14 protein-coding genes are annotated in these 15,181 nt (G+C 60.0%); 4 read left to right on the top strand and 10 right to left on the bottom strand.

Annotated features, from left to right (window positions below; all coding sequences use genetic code 11):
• Nucleotides 1-21 precede the first annotated feature (21 nt).
• From IP81_RS11925 to IP81_RS11910, 4 genes are all read right to left on the bottom strand, one after another.
• Nucleotides 22-1,209 carry an RsmB/NOP family class I SAM-dependent RNA methyltransferase gene (locus tag IP81_RS11925; RefSeq protein ID WP_054108226.1) on the bottom strand — a complete coding sequence of 396 codons (1,188 nt, stop codon included), beginning with the start codon at nt 1,207-1,209 and terminating at the stop codon, nt 22-24.
• A 25-nt stretch (nt 1,210-1,234) separates the two neighbouring features.
• Nucleotides 1,235-2,692, bottom strand: a complete 1,458-nt coding sequence (guaB, locus tag IP81_RS11920) for an IMP dehydrogenase (protein ID WP_054108225.1) — start codon at nt 2,690-2,692, stop codon at nt 1,235-1,237.
• 67 nt (nt 2,693-2,759) lie between these two features.
• The gene (locus IP81_RS11915) at nt 2,760-4,289 is read right to left on the bottom strand and encodes a M28 family metallopeptidase (protein WP_054108224.1); all 1,530 of its coding nucleotides are present in this window, start codon (nt 4,287-4,289) and stop codon (nt 2,760-2,762) included.
• Between the two features lie 114 nt (nt 4,290-4,403).
• On the bottom strand, nt 4,404-5,189 hold the full coding sequence (locus IP81_RS11910) for a 3-hydroxybutyrate dehydrogenase (protein ID WP_054108223.1): 786 nt from the start codon (nt 5,187-5,189) through the stop codon (nt 4,404-4,406).
• A 95-nt stretch (nt 5,190-5,284) separates the two neighbouring features.
• Here IP81_RS11910 and IP81_RS11905 point away from each other — a divergent pair, with 95 nt between their 5' ends.
• The gene (locus IP81_RS11905; protein WP_054108222.1) at nt 5,285-6,139 is read left to right on the top strand and encodes a neutral zinc metallopeptidase; all 855 of its coding nucleotides are present in this window, start codon (nt 5,285-5,287) and stop codon (nt 6,137-6,139) included.
• Nucleotides 6,140-6,202: 63 nt separating this feature from the next.
• Entirely contained in the window at nt 6,203-6,886 is a 684-nt protein-coding gene (locus IP81_RS11900) for a hypothetical protein (RefSeq protein WP_054108221.1), read from the top strand.
• A gap of 117 nt (nt 6,887-7,003) precedes the next feature.
• On the opposite strand, the gene sdhA is transcribed toward IP81_RS11900, so the two are convergent.
• Genes sdhA through sdhC form a run of 3 tightly spaced genes read right to left on the bottom strand, consistent with a single transcriptional unit; the run spans nt 7,004 to nt 9,677 of the window.
• Nucleotides 7,004-8,824, bottom strand: coding sequence for a succinate dehydrogenase flavoprotein subunit (gene sdhA, locus IP81_RS11895; RefSeq protein WP_054108220.1), 1,821 nt, complete (start codon nt 8,822-8,824; stop codon nt 7,004-7,006).
• A 3-nt stretch (nt 8,825-8,827) separates the two neighbouring features.
• Nucleotides 8,828-9,211 carry a succinate dehydrogenase, hydrophobic membrane anchor protein gene (sdhD, locus tag IP81_RS11890; RefSeq protein ID WP_054108219.1) on the bottom strand — a complete coding sequence of 128 codons (384 nt, stop codon included), beginning with the start codon at nt 9,209-9,211 and terminating at the stop codon, nt 8,828-8,830.
• A gap of 40 nt (nt 9,212-9,251) precedes the next feature.
• Nucleotides 9,252-9,677 (bottom strand): succinate dehydrogenase, cytochrome b556 subunit, encoded by a 426-nt coding sequence (sdhC, locus tag IP81_RS11885; protein WP_054108218.1) that lies wholly within the window; start codon nt 9,675-9,677, stop codon nt 9,252-9,254.
• Nucleotides 9,678-9,831: 154 nt separating this feature from the next.
• Between sdhC and bla the strand changes: the two genes are divergently transcribed.
• Both bla and IP81_RS11875 read left to right on the top strand, forming a co-directional pair.
• Nucleotides 9,832-10,725, top strand: a complete 894-nt coding sequence (gene bla, locus IP81_RS11880; protein ID WP_054108217.1) for a subclass B3 metallo-beta-lactamase — start codon at nt 9,832-9,834, stop codon at nt 10,723-10,725.
• On the top strand, nt 10,722-11,627 hold the full coding sequence (locus IP81_RS11875; protein ID WP_054108216.1) for a 50S ribosomal protein L11 methyltransferase: 906 nt from the start codon (nt 10,722-10,724) through the stop codon (nt 11,625-11,627). Before bla ends, IP81_RS11875 begins: the two co-directional genes overlap by 4 nt.
• A gap of 175 nt (nt 11,628-11,802) precedes the next feature.
• On the opposite strand, the gene IP81_RS11870 is transcribed toward IP81_RS11875, so the two are convergent.
• Genes IP81_RS11870 through ligA form a run of 3 tightly spaced genes read right to left on the bottom strand, consistent with a single transcriptional unit; the run spans nt 11,803 to nt 15,172 of the window.
• A complete protein-coding gene (locus tag IP81_RS11870) occupies nt 11,803-12,303 on the bottom strand; it encodes a CinA family protein (RefSeq protein WP_054108215.1) in 501 nt (166 codons plus the stop codon).
• Nucleotides 12,304-12,337: 34 nt separating this feature from the next.
• Nucleotides 12,338-12,964, bottom strand: coding sequence for a LysE family translocator (locus IP81_RS11865; protein WP_054108214.1), 627 nt, complete (start codon nt 12,962-12,964; stop codon nt 12,338-12,340).
• A 6-nt stretch (nt 12,965-12,970) separates the two neighbouring features.
• A complete protein-coding gene (gene ligA, locus IP81_RS11860; RefSeq protein WP_054108523.1) occupies nt 12,971-15,172 on the bottom strand; it encodes an NAD-dependent DNA ligase LigA in 2,202 nt (733 codons plus the stop codon).
• Nucleotides 15,173-15,181: the final 9 nt, after the last annotated feature.

Genomic DNA, 15,181 nt, shown 5'->3' with positions numbered 1-15,181 from the left:
TGAACCCGCCTGCATAAGCGGTCAGTTAACACGCCGAATGAGCGTTGCGAAGAAAAACCCGTCAGTACCCTCTTGAAAGGGCGTAAGCCGCCATCCTTTTCCATGCGGACGACCGGCAGGAAGCTCTGGCAGACCGCTATCCCAATCAGGGTTCGCATTTAGGAAGGTATCGACCCGCCCTGCCCCCTCGGCATCCAGCAGCGAACACACCACATAGGTAAGCCGCCCGCCGGGCCGCACAAGCTTTGCCCCCATATCCAGCACATTGGCTTGCATCGCATGGTAGCGTGCCAGCGCCTTGGCATTTAACCGCCACCGCGCTTCAGGATTCCGACGCCAAGTGCCGGTGCCCGAACAGGGCGCATCGATCATCACCGCGTCAGCCTTGCCCACCCAATCGTCCAACGCGCCAAGCTCACGCCCCGGGTCAAGCAAGCGGCTTTCGACAAGCACTCCAGCCCGCGCGGCGCGGTCTGGCAAGCGGGCAAGCCGCGCCCGGTCAATGTCGCAGGCGAGCAATTGGCCGGTGTTGCGCATGGCTGCGCCCAGCCCAAGCGTTTTGCCGCCCGCGCCTGCGCACAAGTCAACCACAGCCTCACCCGGTTGCACGTTCAGTGCCATGCACGCGATCTGGCTGCCGCTATCCTGTATCTCGAACAGGCCTTCGGCAAACTCCGGCCAGCTTTCCGCGGCTGTTCCCGAAGGAAGGCGCAAGGCATTTGGAGCTGCCGTGTGTTCTGATTCCGTGGGCAAACGCAGGCGCAATTCGTCGCGTGTGATTTTTAGCGTATTTGCCCGCAAGTCCAATGGTGCCCGGCCCAACAGCGCTGCCTGTTCATCACCGGTCAGCCCGGAGGCAGTCATCTGATCGACCAGCCAAGCGGGTGCGATACCGGCATCGGCCACCAGCTCATCGCCAGCGAAGGCTGCGGGGCCATAGTTTGATCCGTCAAACAAAGCGGCGAGTGTGGCATCGCCCTTGGCCAGACGCAGCATTGCCGCCCGGCCATTGATCGGCACGTCGCCACAAGCCCTGATCGCGTTCCACACCAGATCACGGATGGCGCGACGGTCTTTGGATCCGACAAAACGCCGCGCCCGGAACCATTCTGCCGCAACCCGGTCAGCCGAAGCGCCTTGCCCCCGCGCGGCATCAATCACCGCATCGAGAATATCAATCGCTGCCTGTACGCGCGCCGGGGGCGTCACCTTGTGATGCTCAACCGGGCGATGCTCAACCGGCCTTGTAATTCGGCGCTTCGCGGGTGATCGTCACGTCGTGAACGTGGCTTTCGCGCAGGCCGGCGTTGGTAATGCGAACGAACTTTGCGCGCTTGCGCAAGGCTTCGATCGTGGCGCTGCCAGTATAGCCCATCGCCGCCTTGATCCCGCCCACCAACTGGTGAACCACATCCTTGGCCGGACCCTTGAATGGTACCTGACCTTCGATACCTTCAGGCACCAGCTTCATCTGGTCCTTGATGTCTTGCTGGAAATAGCGATCCGCACTGCCGCGCGCCATCGCGCCGACAGAACCCATCCCGCGATAGGACTTGTAGGCTCGGCCCTGATACAGGAAGGTTTCGCCCGGCGCTTCTTCGGTGCCCGCCAGCATCGATCCGATCATCACCGTGCTGGCGCCTGCTGCCAAAGCCTTTGCAGCATCGCCCGATGTGCGCAGACCGCCATCGGCGATTACCGGCACTCCCGACTTTTCGGCTTCCTCGGCACACTCCATCACTGCAGTGAGCTGTGGCACGCCGACACCGGCAACGATCCGCGTCGTGCAGATCGATCCCGGCCCGATGCCAACCTTGATCCCATCGGCGCCAGCATCAATTAAAGACCGCGTAGCTTCGCCAGTGGCGACATTGCCAGCGATAACCTGAATCGTGCTTGAAAGCTTTTTGGCAGCCTCCACAGCGCGCGCAACGTCACGATTATGCCCATGCGCAGTGTCAATGATGATCACGTCGCACTCGGCGTCAATCAGCGCGCGGGTCCGCTCAAGCCCCTTTTCACCCGTCGTTGTTGCCGCAGCCGCGCGCAGACGACCGGTTGCGTCCTTGGTGGCATCCGGGAAAGTGACCGCCTTTTCTATGTCCTTTACCGTGATCAGGCCAATGCAATGAAAGGCATCGTCCACCACCAGCAACTTCTCGATCCGGCGCTGGTGCAACAGGCGGCGAGCATCGTCACCGCTTGCCCCAAGGGGCACTGTTGCGAGGTTCTCATGCGTCATCAATTCACGCACGGGCTGCATCGGGTTATCGGCAAAGCGCACATCGCGGTTGGTCAGGATGCCAACCAGCTTGCCTGAAGCTTCGACCACAGGAATGCCGCTGATCTTGTTGGCGCGCATGATCGCATTGGCTTCACCCAATGTGGCGTCAGGAGAAATGGTGATCGGGTTGACGACCATGCCGCTTTCAAAGCGCTTTACCGCGCGCACCGCAGCGCACTGTTCTTCAATTGAAAGGTTGCGGTGAAGTACGCCAATTCCGCCAAGCTGCGCCATGACAATGGCCATGTCAGCCTCAGTCACTGTGTCCATCGCAGACGAGATCACCGGAATGTTCAGCCCGATGGTCTTGGTCAACCTAGTGCGCGTGTCGGCTTGTGAAGGCACCAAATCCGACTCGGCGGGACGTAGCAGCACGTCATCGAAAGTAAGGCCGAGAGGGATATCCATGTGGGTTGCCACTTCTTTAAGTCGGGGGATTCGTGGCGGCCCATGTAAACAGGATATGGCAGTTCGGCTAGGGGGTTTGGTGACTCACCTTACCACGCGCGGGATAGCGCTTTGCATCAGAAAATGCGCGAACGAGTTCTACTTGCAAGCTAACATCGTCTGCCATGCCTGAGTAATTGATGCTCCCACCCGCCTGATCTAGCGGGCGGTGATAGGTATCTTCCATAAAACGTTCGATCCGCTCCATGTCGCCATAACTGCTGCTAACCATCACCGCTGGAACATCATGTTGCATCAGTGCCCAGCTATCTTGCCGTTTGATATAGGCATTGGGGCCATCGCCGGGCGCCAACTTGCGCTTTGTTTTGCGCACCACTTCAGCGATCAGCGGATCGAGCGGGGTCAGTCCTTTGCCGACAATGCCAACCGGACTGCCTTTCGGCACCAGACCTGTACTGTCGACATTGAAAACCGCCACAATCCGGTCGAGGGGAATCGGCGGATTTTCTGCAAAGGCGAATGCGCCCAGCAGGCCAAGCTCCTCACCCGTTGTGGCGACAATATAGACATCGCGATCCATCTGGCGGCCTTTGGCCAATATCCGCGCAGCTTCGGTTACCACGGCAAGGCCTGATGCATTGTCAATCGCACCGTTGCAGATCAGGTCTTCGGCAGGGGCTTGCGCACAATGCCCGAAGTGATCCCAATGCGCCATCATAAGAACAGCTCCGGCGTTGGGATTTCGGCCGGGAATGCGGCCAATCAGGTTATGCGTTCTAATCCGGGTTTCCCGACTGGTCGCCTCAAACGTGGCGTCAATGCCCAACACGTAAGGAGCAAATCGCGCGCTCGCAGCATCAGTGCGCAATTTGGCGACTTTACCATGCGCTGATCCGGCAAGCAGCATGTCTGCTGTGGTAGCCGACATAAATGCCTCGATTTCGTCGCTGATCCTCTCTCCGGCAATGGTATAGCCTGCACGATTGCGCCGTGCGATCACATCTTCCAGGCCGCGTTCACCGTCCAGCACTGTCACGACCGCCAAAGCGCCTGCATCAAGCAGCCCTCCGGCGCGGTCTCCGACCTTTTGCGGATCCGTCCCGGCAGGAACGCTATCGAGCATAACCGCAATGCGACCTGCCAGTTCAGCCCGGGGCATGGACGGAAAAGTGGCGTGACCGACAAACAAAAGCGGCGCGTTTTGTACCAGACTGCGCAAGCCCGATGTTACAACAAACACGCTGTCTTCGGCCAAAGGCAAAAGCTTACGCCCGCGCAAAAAGCTCGCGCGCGAGATCACCGGTTCGCGCTCAACCAGATCAACCGGCGCAAACCAACCGTTGCCCGGAATATTGGTGCCAGCTTCCATACCGATATCAAACCACTGCCGCGCCAGATAACGCAGGGTTTTGGTCTCACCCTCGGTGCCGGGTTCGCGGCCCTGAAATTCATCGCTTGCCAGAATTTCGACGTGAGCTTTCAGCGACGCTTCAAGCGGCGGCAGCTTTTTCGGTGCAGGTTTTGCAGCGACAAGCAGAAGAGCGCCGAGAATCAGCGCCCCCAACCCTGCATTGCGCAAGCCCCCTGCCCGCTTCATCACCGTCCCCACACGTTTCACTGTATGCCTTGTTCTCAAAACCTTCACTGCCTTGCAAGTTCCCAATGGACCTTCAGGCATGAACAGAACTTTACATCATTGGCTGATGGACCCTTATTCCGCCACCCATCCGCCATCCATGTTATAATTTGCCCCCGTAACATTCCGTGCCTCATGACGGCACAGGAACAACGCCAAGGCGGCCAAGTCTTCGGGCTGCACAAACTCCTTGGTGGGTTGGCGCACGAGCATTACATCGTTGATCACTTGCTCGCGCGTCATCCCCCGCGCCTTCATGGTATCGGGGATCTGGTTCTCGACCAGCGGCGTCCAGACATAGCCGGGACTTATGCAATTGGCCGTGACGCCATGCGTCGCCAGCTCCAAAGCAAGCGTCTTGGCCAACCCGGCAACCCCGTGCTTGGCCGATACATAGGCCGCTTTGAACGGAGAGGCAGTGAGCGAATGTGCCGAAGCGGTAAAAATGATCCGCCCCCAACCTTTGGCCTTCATGCCCGGAATCGCCAAGCGACAAGCGTCAAACGCCGATGTCAGGTTCAAGGCGATAATCGCGTCCCATTTCTCAACCGGAAACTCCTCAACCGGTGCAACGTGCTGCATTCCGGCATTGTTGATCAGGATATCGATTGCGCCGAACTCTGCCAGCGCTGCTGCCATCATCGCCTCGGTGCCTTCGCGCCGCGTCAGGTCAGCCGGAGCATAGATCGCGCGACCGCCGCTCGTCGTGGCCAATTCTTCACACAATTCTGCGATTTCCGCAGCATCACCAAAGCCGTTCAGCACCACATGTGCGCCTTCTGCCGCCAAGGCTCGCGCATAGGCCAAGCCAATCCCTGAAGTAGAGCCGGTAACGAGCGCACATTTGCCGTTCAGGAACATTCGCGTACTCCAGTTATTCTGCGTAACAAGACATCTCTGGCATCGCGGGCTAAGCCGCGCTTGTCCAGTCGCAAACGTAAATGAAGGGGCATTGCATGCGGCTCGACGATTTTGATAACTCCATTAACGTTGAAGACCAACGCGGTGGTGGTGGACGCTTTCCGATGGGTGGCGGCGGCAAACTAGGGTGCGGCTCGATCGTCATAGCGCTGATTGCCGCTCTCGTTTTCGGAGTAGACCCGGCGCAAATGCTGGGCACATTGCAGCAGACGCAGGTCAACGCACCAGCGCCACAGCAAGGCGGCTCTACCCTGGAAGAAAGCTGCTCGGTCAACGAATTCAGCCGCGAAAGCTGTAATGCGCTGTCATCGCTCAACAAAACGTGGACACCTTTGTTCGCTCAAGCCAACATCGCCTTCCAGCCGCCAAAGCTGACGTTCTATTCGCAAGCAGGCAATTCTGGCTGCGGTGCGGCGCAAAGTGCAATGGGGCCATTCTATTGCCCGGCCGACAACGGCATCTATATCGACACCGACTTCTTTACCGAAATGGACCAGCGCATGGGCGCAGGCGGCGATTTTGCGCGAGTCTATGTGATGGCGCACGAATATGGCCACCATATCCAGAACGTGCTCGGCACCTCCACCCAGGTGCGGCAATTGCAGCAGCGCAGCCCGAGCGAGGCGAACCGCCTCTCCGTCGCGCTGGAATTGCAGGCTGATTGCTATGCAGGCGTTTGGGCAGGTCGCAATCGTGATCGTATTGAAGCGGGCGATATCGAAGAAGGTATGCGTGCAGCACACCAGATTGGTGATGACACCCTGATGAAAGCTGCCGGTCGCCGTCCGGTTGAAGATGCCTTTACCCACGGCAGCGCGGCCCAACGCATGCAATGGCTGAAAACAGGTATTGAAACCGGCAACGAAGATCAATGCGATACATTCAAATAGGTCATCGCCGTTATTGTGGAACCGAAGGGCTTCAGAAAGCTTCTACGACGTAAAGAGGCATTTATGAAATTCACCAAAGCTCTTCGGTTCACACTTCTTACTTGCTCATGCGTCTTTGCAGTCCCTGCATCTGCGCAGACAGCAATCACGCAAGATCAAGTGTCTGTAGGCGATGTCGCCGCCACACCGCTCAGCGACTTGAACCTGAAAAAAGATGAAATACCTGCAATCCTCGTGACGTCTCGTGAAAAGCCTTATAGCCTGGCGGGAATGACACGTTGCCCCGCAATCACAAGCGAGATCGTGCAGCTTGATGCGGTCTTGGGCGACGATATCGATATCGCCCGCGATGATGGCGGTGCAAAAGTCAGCGTTGGAAACGCTGCCCAATCCGTCATTCGCTCGCTCATTCCGTTTGGCGGCCTCATCCGCGAACTCAGCGGGGCAAGCGGGCATGAACGCAAATGGGATGAAGCCATATACGCAGGCTCTGCCCGTCGTGCGTTTCTGAAAGGCATCGGGCAGCAACGCGGATGCAAGTATCCAGCGCGCAGTGCCAGCCCCGCAGATGCAAAAAGTCTATGGGCACAGCGTGATGCAGTGGCATCAGAAGGCAAGGCTGAGAAGCCGGATGATGACAAGCCAACAGCCAAGACTTTAAAAGACCGCAGGTCCAAAGCAGCAAAGAAAGCCAAGAGCAAAACAGTAAAGTTCGAATCTCGGCCCGTCGTTCAGCCAATTAACTGAACCGCCTCGCCAAAGCATCACGCCGCCACAGACGCATTGCGCCGGGATTCATGATCCCGGCGCAAGCAATTTGAAAGTTCGGCGATAGCCTGGCCCTGCCGGACCAGATTAGAGCAATCAGTACACGCGCTTCTTGGGCTTGATGTACTCGACGTCGTCGGTCAGCGTATATTCGTGGACCGGGCGGTAATCGATCTTGATTTCTCCACCCTTGCCGCCCCAGCCATCAAACCAGGCTGCGGTGTGCTTCATCCATTCGGCATCGTTGCGATCAGGGAAATCTTCGTGCGCATGGGCACCACGACTTTCCTTGCGGTTATAGGCCGAATGCATCGTCACAGCAGCTTGGCTGATCAAGTTGTCGAGTTCGAGCGTTTCGACCAGATCGGTGTTCCAGATCAGCGAGCTGTCCGAAACATTGATGTCTTCCATGCGCTTATAAGTATCAGCAAGCTTGATCTTGCCTTCTGCCATTAGCTCATCGGTGCGGAACACTGCAGCATGCATCGACATCGTGCGCTGCATTTCGGTGCGCACTTCTGCGGTGGGCGAGCCGCCCTTGGCATGGCGGAAGTGATCGAGACGACCGAGCGCCAGATCAGCGCTGTCCTTGGGAAGCGAGGCGTGGGCTGTGCCCGGCTTGATCAGTTCCTTGAGACGCAGGCCGGTAGCGCGGCCAAACACGACCAGATCGATCAGCGAGTTCGAACCCAGACGGTTCGCACCGTGGACCGAAACGCAAGCAGCTTCACCAACGGCGAAGAGGCCCGAAATGATCGTTTCGGGGTTGCCGTCTGCACCGATGGTCACGACTTCGCCGTGATAGTTACACGGAATGCCGCCCATGTTGTAGTGCACGGTCGGCACCACCGGCAAAGGCTGGCGGGTCAGATCGACACCGGCAAAGATTTTGCCGCTCTCTGTGATGCCCGGCAGACGCTCGGCCAACACGTTCTGGTCGATATGATCGAGGTGCAGGAAGATGTGGTCCTTGTGCGGACCAACGCCGCGACCTTCGCGGATTTCCAGAGCCATCGAACGCGACACCACGTCACGCGATGCAAGGTCTTTTGCCGATGGGGCATAGCGCTCCATGAAGCGTTCGCCTTCGGAGTTGGTCAGATAACCACCCTCGCCGCGCGCGCCTTCGGTAATCAGAACGCCTGCACCGTAGATGCCGGTGGGGTGGAATTGGACGAATTCCATGTCTTGCAGCGGCAAACCGGCGCGCAGCACCATGCCGCCACCGTCGCCGGTGCAAGTATGGGCCGAAGTTGCAGTAAAGTACGAACGGCCATAACCGCCTGTAGCCAGCACCACAGCATGGCCACGGAAGCGGTGGATCGAACCATCGTCCATGCAGAGCGCAATCACGCCACGGCACACGCCGTTTTCCATGATCAGATCGATGGCAAAGTATTCGATGAAGAAATCCGCGTCGTACTTCAGGCTCTGCTGGTAGAGTGCGTGAAGCATGGCGTGGCCGGTACGGTCAGCCGCAGCGCAAGTGCGCTGTACCGGCGGACCTTCGCCCATGTTCTGCATGTGGCCGCCGAACGGACGCTGGTAGATCGTCCCTTCGGCGTTGCGGCTGAAGGGAACGCCTGCATGCTCAAGTTCGTAAACCGCAGCAGGTGCTTCGCGCACCATGTATTCAATCGCGTCTTGGTCGCCCAACCAGTCAGACCCCTTGACGGTGTCGTACATGTGCCAGGTCCAGTGGTCCGGGCTGTTGTTTCCGAGCGAAGCGGCAATGCCGCCTTGCGCGGCAACGGTGTGCGACCGCGTTGGGAAAACCTTGGTGATGCAAGCGGTGCGCAAGCCGGCCTGGGCCGAGCCCATCGTGGCACGCAGGCCTGATCCGCCCGCACCGACGACGACGGTGTCGTAAGTGTGGTCAATGATCTTGTAGGAAGGCTGGGTGGAACTGGAAGCCATGACTTATGCGCCTCCCAAGGCGATACGAAGAACCGAGAACACGCCGAAAGCGGCGCCAGCGAACGGTACGATGTTGACCAGAAGCCAGGCAGCGATCTTGCCGCCTTCGCCGTGGATATAATCCTCCAACATGACCTGAACGCCCATACGTGCGTGGGTGAAGGTGTTGATCATGATCAGGATCAGCGCGATCGATGGCAGTGGCCGCGCAACCCAGCCCCGCACAGTGGCGTAAGCATAGTCTGGCAGCAAAGCGAGGCTGACGATCAGGAAAGTGATCAGAACGAGATTGCCCACAGCCGTCAGGCGTGAGGTTAGCCAGTGGTGCGTGCCTTGGTGGCTGGAGCCAAGGCCCCGGACGCGACCAATTGAGGTGCCGTTACCCATTAGGTGATGCCTCTTTCAAAATGCCAAATCCCGCCGGCGCTTAGCGCAGCAGCAGGAAGGCCCACAAAGCGATGGTGGCAATTGCCGAAAAGACAATCGTGATGACGGACCAGCGCGCGTTTGTTTCCAGCTCGTACCCTGCTCCGATATCGAGGATGAGATGACGGATACCCGAAGCGGCGTGCTGGAAGAAAGCCCATGTCAGCCCGATCAGGACAACTTTCCCGAGGATTGCGGTGAAAGCCTGAAGCCTGCCGCCTGCGCCGGTCCACGTGTAATCGAGGAAGGACTGGTAGCTTTCCGGCCCACTCGCCAGCGCACCGATCCACCACAGCAACAGGCCAAGCCCTGCAAAGGCCAGACCATTGCCGGTTACGCGGTGCAGGATGGATACCAGCATGGCCGGACCCCAGCGCCAAATTTGGAGATGCGGCGAAATTGGCCGTGCTTTGCGCGCCTGCGCCATGAACAAACCCCCTTGAAGTCAACATAGATAGCGGAATGAGCCGCGATCGGGATGCGATTCGTATTAGTCGAAATGATCGACCGTGCAAGCGCGAGAGAGATGTAAATAAGGACACACCGTTGCGCACGCTTGCGCTGCCCCCTAAACAACGCTCATGACCATTCGTCCACTGCTGTTTTGCAGCATCGCCCAATTCTTTGCACTTATCTTCGCCACTCCGGTCCTTGCAGCCCCCCGAGCAGCCGACCCGGCAGCGGGCCAGCGCTTTATCGAGCAGTGCAAGGGCAAGGAGACGTTTGACGATCCCGCCCCGCCGGTCCGCGTCTTTGGCAATGTCTGGTATGTAGGCACATGCAACGTCACCGTGCTGCTGCTGACATCACCCAAGGGCCATGTGCTGATTGATTCCGCCACCCGCGAAGCCGCGCCGCAAATCCTTGCGAACATCAAGGCCGCAGGGTTCGATCCCAAGGACGTGCGCTGGATCATTTCGAGTCACGAACACTTTGATCACGTGGGCGGTCTGGCGTTCCTGAAGGAGGCGACCGGTGCAGAAGTTGTGGTGCGTGACGCGGCGGAGGCAATTTTTCGCAGCGGCACGGTTAGCCCCGCCGATCCGCAAGTACAGGAGATCCACGGCTTCGATCCGGTCACACCCGACCGCTTGATGAAGGCCGGGCAGACCCTGCATGCCGGACCGCTGCGCCTGACTATGCTGGCAACGCCCGGGCATACTGAGGGTTCGACAAGCTGGACGTGGCAAAGCTGCACGGGCGCGGACTGCCAGAAGTTCACGTATCTTGATAGTATCTCGGCGCTGCAACTGGGCTCGTACCGCTTCAGAGACCATCCCGAGCGGGTGGCGATGTTCAACGCAACCTTTGGCATGATCGACAAGATGGACTGCGGCATCGTGTTGACCCCGCACCCTGCCGTCAGCGCGGTGGCGCAGCGGATGGCGGGCATTGAACCGCTGTTTAAAAAGGAAGATTGCCGGGTGATCGTGAAATCTGCTCGCGCGCGGCTTGATGCGGCGCTGCTGCCATGAGCTGGAAAGTAACCGCTTTTGGCCCGCGTGATGTGGTGCAGGCTGCTTTGGTGGCGCATGAGGATGCGTGGGATTGGGACCACGACATCGTGATCGCGGGCAGCGAGATTGCCGAGGACAAGCCCGACGATTGGCAGCTCGAAGCTTGGCTGGACCGCAAGCCAAACAAGGCCGACCGTGCGGCGATTGGTGCCCTGTTTGCGGGCATGGTGCCGACGCTGTTGGTGGAACAATTGCCCGACGAGGATTGGGTGACGCTGAGCCAGCAGGGCGTTGAGCCGATCCGCGAGGGTGTGTTCTATGTTCATACGCCTGACTATCCGGCGCTGGATGAGGCGGGCGTTCGCGACTTCGTGATCCCGGCCAGTCAGGCGTTTGGCACCGGACAGCACGCGACGACCGCCGGATGCCTCGCGATGTTGAGCCACATGAAGGCCAGCGGCGTGGTGGTGCGCAATCTGGCGGATATCGGTACGGGCACGGGACTGCTGGCGTTTGCAGGGCTGCATTTGTGGCCAAGATCGCGGGCAGTGGCGAGCGATATTGATGCGGTGTGCGGTCCGGTGGTGGCAGAAAATGCCGACAACAATGGCGTGACGCTGGGCGATGGCGGCGGGCAATTGGCGATGGTGATCGCCGAGGGGATGGACCATCCCCTGCTGGAAGCCGCTGGCCCCTATGACTTGCTGATCGCCAATATTCTGGCCGGGCCGCTGGTGGAACTCGCTCCCGATTTTGCAGGCGCGGTGGTGCCGGGCGGCAGCGTGTTGCTGGCGGGTTTGCTGGAAACGCAGGAGGCGACGGTGCGGGCCGCCTATCGCCGGGCGGGGTTCCGTTTGGCCGCGCGGATGGTGCGTGGGGACTGGTCGATCTTGTGGCTGCGGCGGCGGGCGATTCGCTGATGCTTTGTTCAGGTTGACCAAGGTCAACCTGAACAGGTTTACACAGTTTACACTGTCCTGAGAGAAAACTGTCAGCCCCCCAAGAAGCCTGCATCGCGCGGGGCAAGGTTCTGAAAAGGCGGTTGATTTCCATCCCATCACCCAAGCATATCGCATGGGCTGTAGGAAAACGGTTTTAGCCGTGATCGGCCAATGTATCGCGTAACAAGGTGAGCGCGCCTGCGGTGAAGGCCTGCATATTGGCGAGGCGATCATTGCTGCCGGTTTCGATCCGGCGCGACGCAACGATGCCGTCAGGACCGACGACCGCGAAAGCACTGGTGCCCGAGGCAACGCCGAGCGGATGAGCGCTGCCGCCGCCCGCCGCGCCGGTTTCGGCAATGCCCCAATCCGCGCCAAGCCTTGCGCGGATCAGCCGTGCCTGTTCGGTGGCATAGGCTTCGGTGGCCGAAGTGAACGCACGCAGTGATCCGGGCGCGTGATCAAGGGCGATGCGGCGGCCCTTCATCGAATAGATCACGCTGCCACCGAGGAAATAAGCCGAAGCGCCGGTCATCGCGAGCAGGCTGGCCGAGATCAGCCCGCCTGTTGCGCCATCAACCACGGCGATTTTCTGGCCGCGCGCCTTGAGCATGGCTCCGGCTTCGGCGGCGATGGCGGCGAGGTCTTCGAGCATGGTAATCTCCCAACCGCCTGATGCGGCTTTGTTTTTATGTCCGCGAGCCGAGCATCGCCAAACCGAAGGCGACAAAGACGCCGCCGGTGATGCGGTTGAACAAGGTACGGAGCGCGGGCCGCGTGAGGGCGCTTGCGATCGACCTGCCGCCAAGTGCATAGACGAAGAACCACGAGATTTCGATCACGCCGAACGTCAGGATCATCACAACCAATTGCGGCAGTTCCGGCTTCGATGAATCAATGAATTGGGGCAAAAAGGCAGCGGCAAACAGCAGCGCTTTTGGGTTGGATATGCCGACGGTGAAGGCGGTGCGGAATATCCGCCCGTTCGAAATCGCTGGGACGCCCTGCCCGTCAACCAGATCAACCGCAGCATCTTTGGCTGTCCACGATTTGTAGCCCAGCCAAAGCAAATAGCCCGCGCCCAGCACCCGCAGCACTGTAAACGCACCGGGCAAGGCCGCGAGCAAGGCGGCAAGGCCCAAGGCCGAGGCCGAAAGCAGCATGACCACCGCGATAAAGCAGCCCGCCATCGCCAAAGTTGACCGTGCGAGACCCAGTTCGACGCTGCGCGTCATCACATGGAGCATGTTGGGCCCGGGCGAACCCGAGATGAAGAACACGGTGACGACGAACAACCACCAGGTGTGAAATGCCATGACGGGTCAGCCTGCGTTCTTGACGATTTCGGCCCAAGCGGCCTCATCGATGACTTCGATGCCAAGTGCGGCGGCTTGTTTGAGCTTGGTGCCCGCGCCGGGACCTGCGACGACGAGCCCGGTTTTGGCCGAGACCGAACCGGCAGCGCGCGCGCCAAGGGCTTCGGCTTGTGCCTTGGCTTCATCGCGGCTCATCGTTTCGAGTTTGCCGGTGAAGACCACGATCTTTCCGGCCACCGCGCTGGCCTTGGTTTCGACGATGTAATCGGGCGGAGAGACTTCCGAAAGGAGATCTTCCCAGACTGCGACATTGTGCGGTTCATGGAAGAAATCGGCGAGCGCTTCGACCACGACTGGTCCGACGCCATCGATGGACAGCAGTTCGGCGATGGCTTCCTCCCCGCTCCGGGGAGGGAGGCCATCCGCTGGAGGGTGCCCCTCCACCAGCTGCGCTGGTCCCCCTCCCCCGTCGGGGGAGGAATGGGTGGCTTCTGCCACGGCGCGCAGCGCGGGGAGCGTGACGAAACGCTTCAGCAGATCGCGCGCGGTGACCGCGCCGATGTGGCGGATGCCGAGGCCGAACAGGAGGCGGGCGGCATCGGGCGAGCGCTTGGCTTCGATGGCTGCCAACAGGTTGTCCACAGACTTATCCTTCCAGCCTTCGCGCCCGACGATGTCGGATCGGCGTTTTCGCAGCCGGAAGATGTCGGCAGGGCTGTTCAGCCAGCCAAGCTGGTAGAATTCGACGATGGTCTTCTCCCCCAGCCCTTCGATATCGAGCGCAGGGCGGCCGACGAAGTGTTTGAGGCGTTCGACGCGCTGGGCTGGGCAAATCAGGCCTGCGGTGCAGCGGACATCGACTTCGCCTTCTTCGGCGACGGCTTCGGATGCGCATTCGGGGCAATGGTCGGGGAAGTGGTAGGGATCGCGAGGCTCTTCGCGGGTGAGGTTTTCGACGACTTGCGGGATGACGTCGCCTGCGCGTTGCAGGACGATCCGATCGCCGACGCGCAGACCCAGACGACCGATTTCATCGCGGTTGTGGAGCGTGACGTTTGTAACGGTCACCCCGCCGACGAGGACCGGCTTCAAGCGGCCCACGGGTGTGAGTTTGCCGGTGCGGCCCACCTGGATGTCGATAGCTTCAAGCGTGGTTTCGGCGCGTTCGGCAGGAAACTTGTGCGCCATGCCCCAGCGCGGTGCCTTGGCGACGAAGCCCAAGCGTTCCTGCCAATCGAGCCGGTCAACCTTATAGACGACGCCATCGATATCGTAGGGCAGGTTCGGGCGCTGCTGGCCGATGCTGCGATAGTGGGCGAGCAGGTCTGCCGTGGAAGTGCAGCGGACCAGCAGCGGCGAGACGGGAACGCCCCAGCGCGCGATCTTCTGCATCATCTCGTATTGGCTGGCGGCAGGCACATCGCTGGCTGCACCCCAACCATGCGCGAGGAAGCGCAAGGGCCGCGCGGCGGTTACACTGGCGTCCTTCTGGCGCAGCGATCCGGCAGCGGCGTTGCGCGGGTTGGCGAAGAGCTTGTCGCCCTTGGCTTCCTGCGCGGCGTTAAGCGCGAGGAAATCGGACTTGGCCATGTAGACCTCGCCGCGGATTTCGAGAACTTCAGGAGGTTGTTCGGTCGGGCCACCACCCCCAACCCCCTCCTCTAAAGAGGAGGGGGCTTTGAACAGCGCGAATTGCTCCCCCTCCTCTTCAGAGGAGGGGGTTGGGGGGTGGTGCTGGCCCCAGCGCAATTCCTGCGGAATATCGGCGATGTGCGCAACATTGGCGGTGACGTCTTCACCCACCTGCCCGTCACCGCGCGTGGCGGCGCGGACAAGTTTGCCGTTTTCATAGCGCAGCGAGCATGACAGACCGTCGATCTTGTCCTCTGCCGTCATCGCGACTTCGGCATCATCGCCAAGCGCAAGGAAGCGGCGGACGCGGGCGACGAATTCACCGACTTCCTCATCGGTGAAGGCGTTGTCGAGGCTCATCATCCGCACTTCATGCGCGACTTTGCCCAAGGGTGAGGCGGCGACTTCGTGGCCGACAAGCGCGCTGGGGCTATCGGCGCGGATCAGGTGCGGGAATGCGGCTTCGAGTTCGGCATTGCGGCGGACAAGCGCGTCGTATTCGGCATCGGAAATTTCGGGCGCGTCTTCAGCGTGATAAAGCCGGTTGGCCCGCGCAATCTGCTTTGCAAGCCGCATCAATTCATT

It is taken from the genome of Novosphingobium sp. AAP83 (assembly GCF_001295795.1).
Lineage (GTDB): Bacteria > Pseudomonadota > Alphaproteobacteria > Sphingomonadales > Sphingomonadaceae > Novosphingobium.
This window is presented reverse-complemented; position numbering and strand designations above follow the sequence as displayed.

Bases quoted from the DNA above. Each gene is read 5' to 3' on its own strand.
- IP81_RS11905 (WP_054108222.1), top strand. From the start codon at position 5,285: ATGCGGCTCGACGATTTTGATAACTCCATTAACGTTGAAGACCAACGC.
- IP81_RS11875 (WP_054108216.1), top strand. From the start codon at position 10,722: ATGAGCTGGAAAGTAACCGCTTTTGGCCCGCGTGATGTGGTGCAGGCT.
- IP81_RS11900 (WP_054108221.1), top strand. From the start codon at position 6,203: ATGAAATTCACCAAAGCTCTTCGGTTCACACTTCTTACTTGCTCATGC.
- IP81_RS11865 (WP_054108214.1), bottom strand. From the start codon at position 12,964: ATGGCATTTCACACCTGGTGGTTGTTCGTCGTCACCGTGTTCTTCATC.
- IP81_RS11915 (WP_054108224.1), bottom strand. From the start codon at position 4,289: ATGAAGCGGGCAGGGGGCTTGCGCAATGCAGGGTTGGGGGCGCTGATT.
- sdhD (WP_054108219.1), bottom strand. From the start codon at position 9,211: ATGGGTAACGGCACCTCAATTGGTCGCGTCCGGGGCCTTGGCTCCAGC.
- sdhA (WP_054108220.1), bottom strand. From the start codon at position 8,824: ATGGCTTCCAGTTCCACCCAGCCTTCCTACAAGATCATTGACCACACT.
- ligA (WP_054108523.1), bottom strand. From the start codon at position 15,172: ATGCGGCTTGCAAAGCAGATTGCGCGGGCCAACCGGCTTTATCACGCT.
- guaB (WP_054108225.1), bottom strand. From the start codon at position 2,692: ATGGATATCCCTCTCGGCCTTACTTTCGATGACGTGCTGCTACGTCCC.
- sdhC (WP_054108218.1), bottom strand. From the start codon at position 9,677: ATGGCGCAGGCGCGCAAAGCACGGCCAATTTCGCCGCATCTCCAAATT.
- IP81_RS11910 (WP_054108223.1), bottom strand. From the start codon at position 5,189: ATGTTCCTGAACGGCAAATGTGCGCTCGTTACCGGCTCTACTTCAGGG.
- IP81_RS11870 (WP_054108215.1), bottom strand. From the start codon at position 12,303: ATGCTCGAAGACCTCGCCGCCATCGCCGCCGAAGCCGGAGCCATGCTC.
- bla (WP_054108217.1), top strand. From the start codon at position 9,832: ATGACCATTCGTCCACTGCTGTTTTGCAGCATCGCCCAATTCTTTGCA.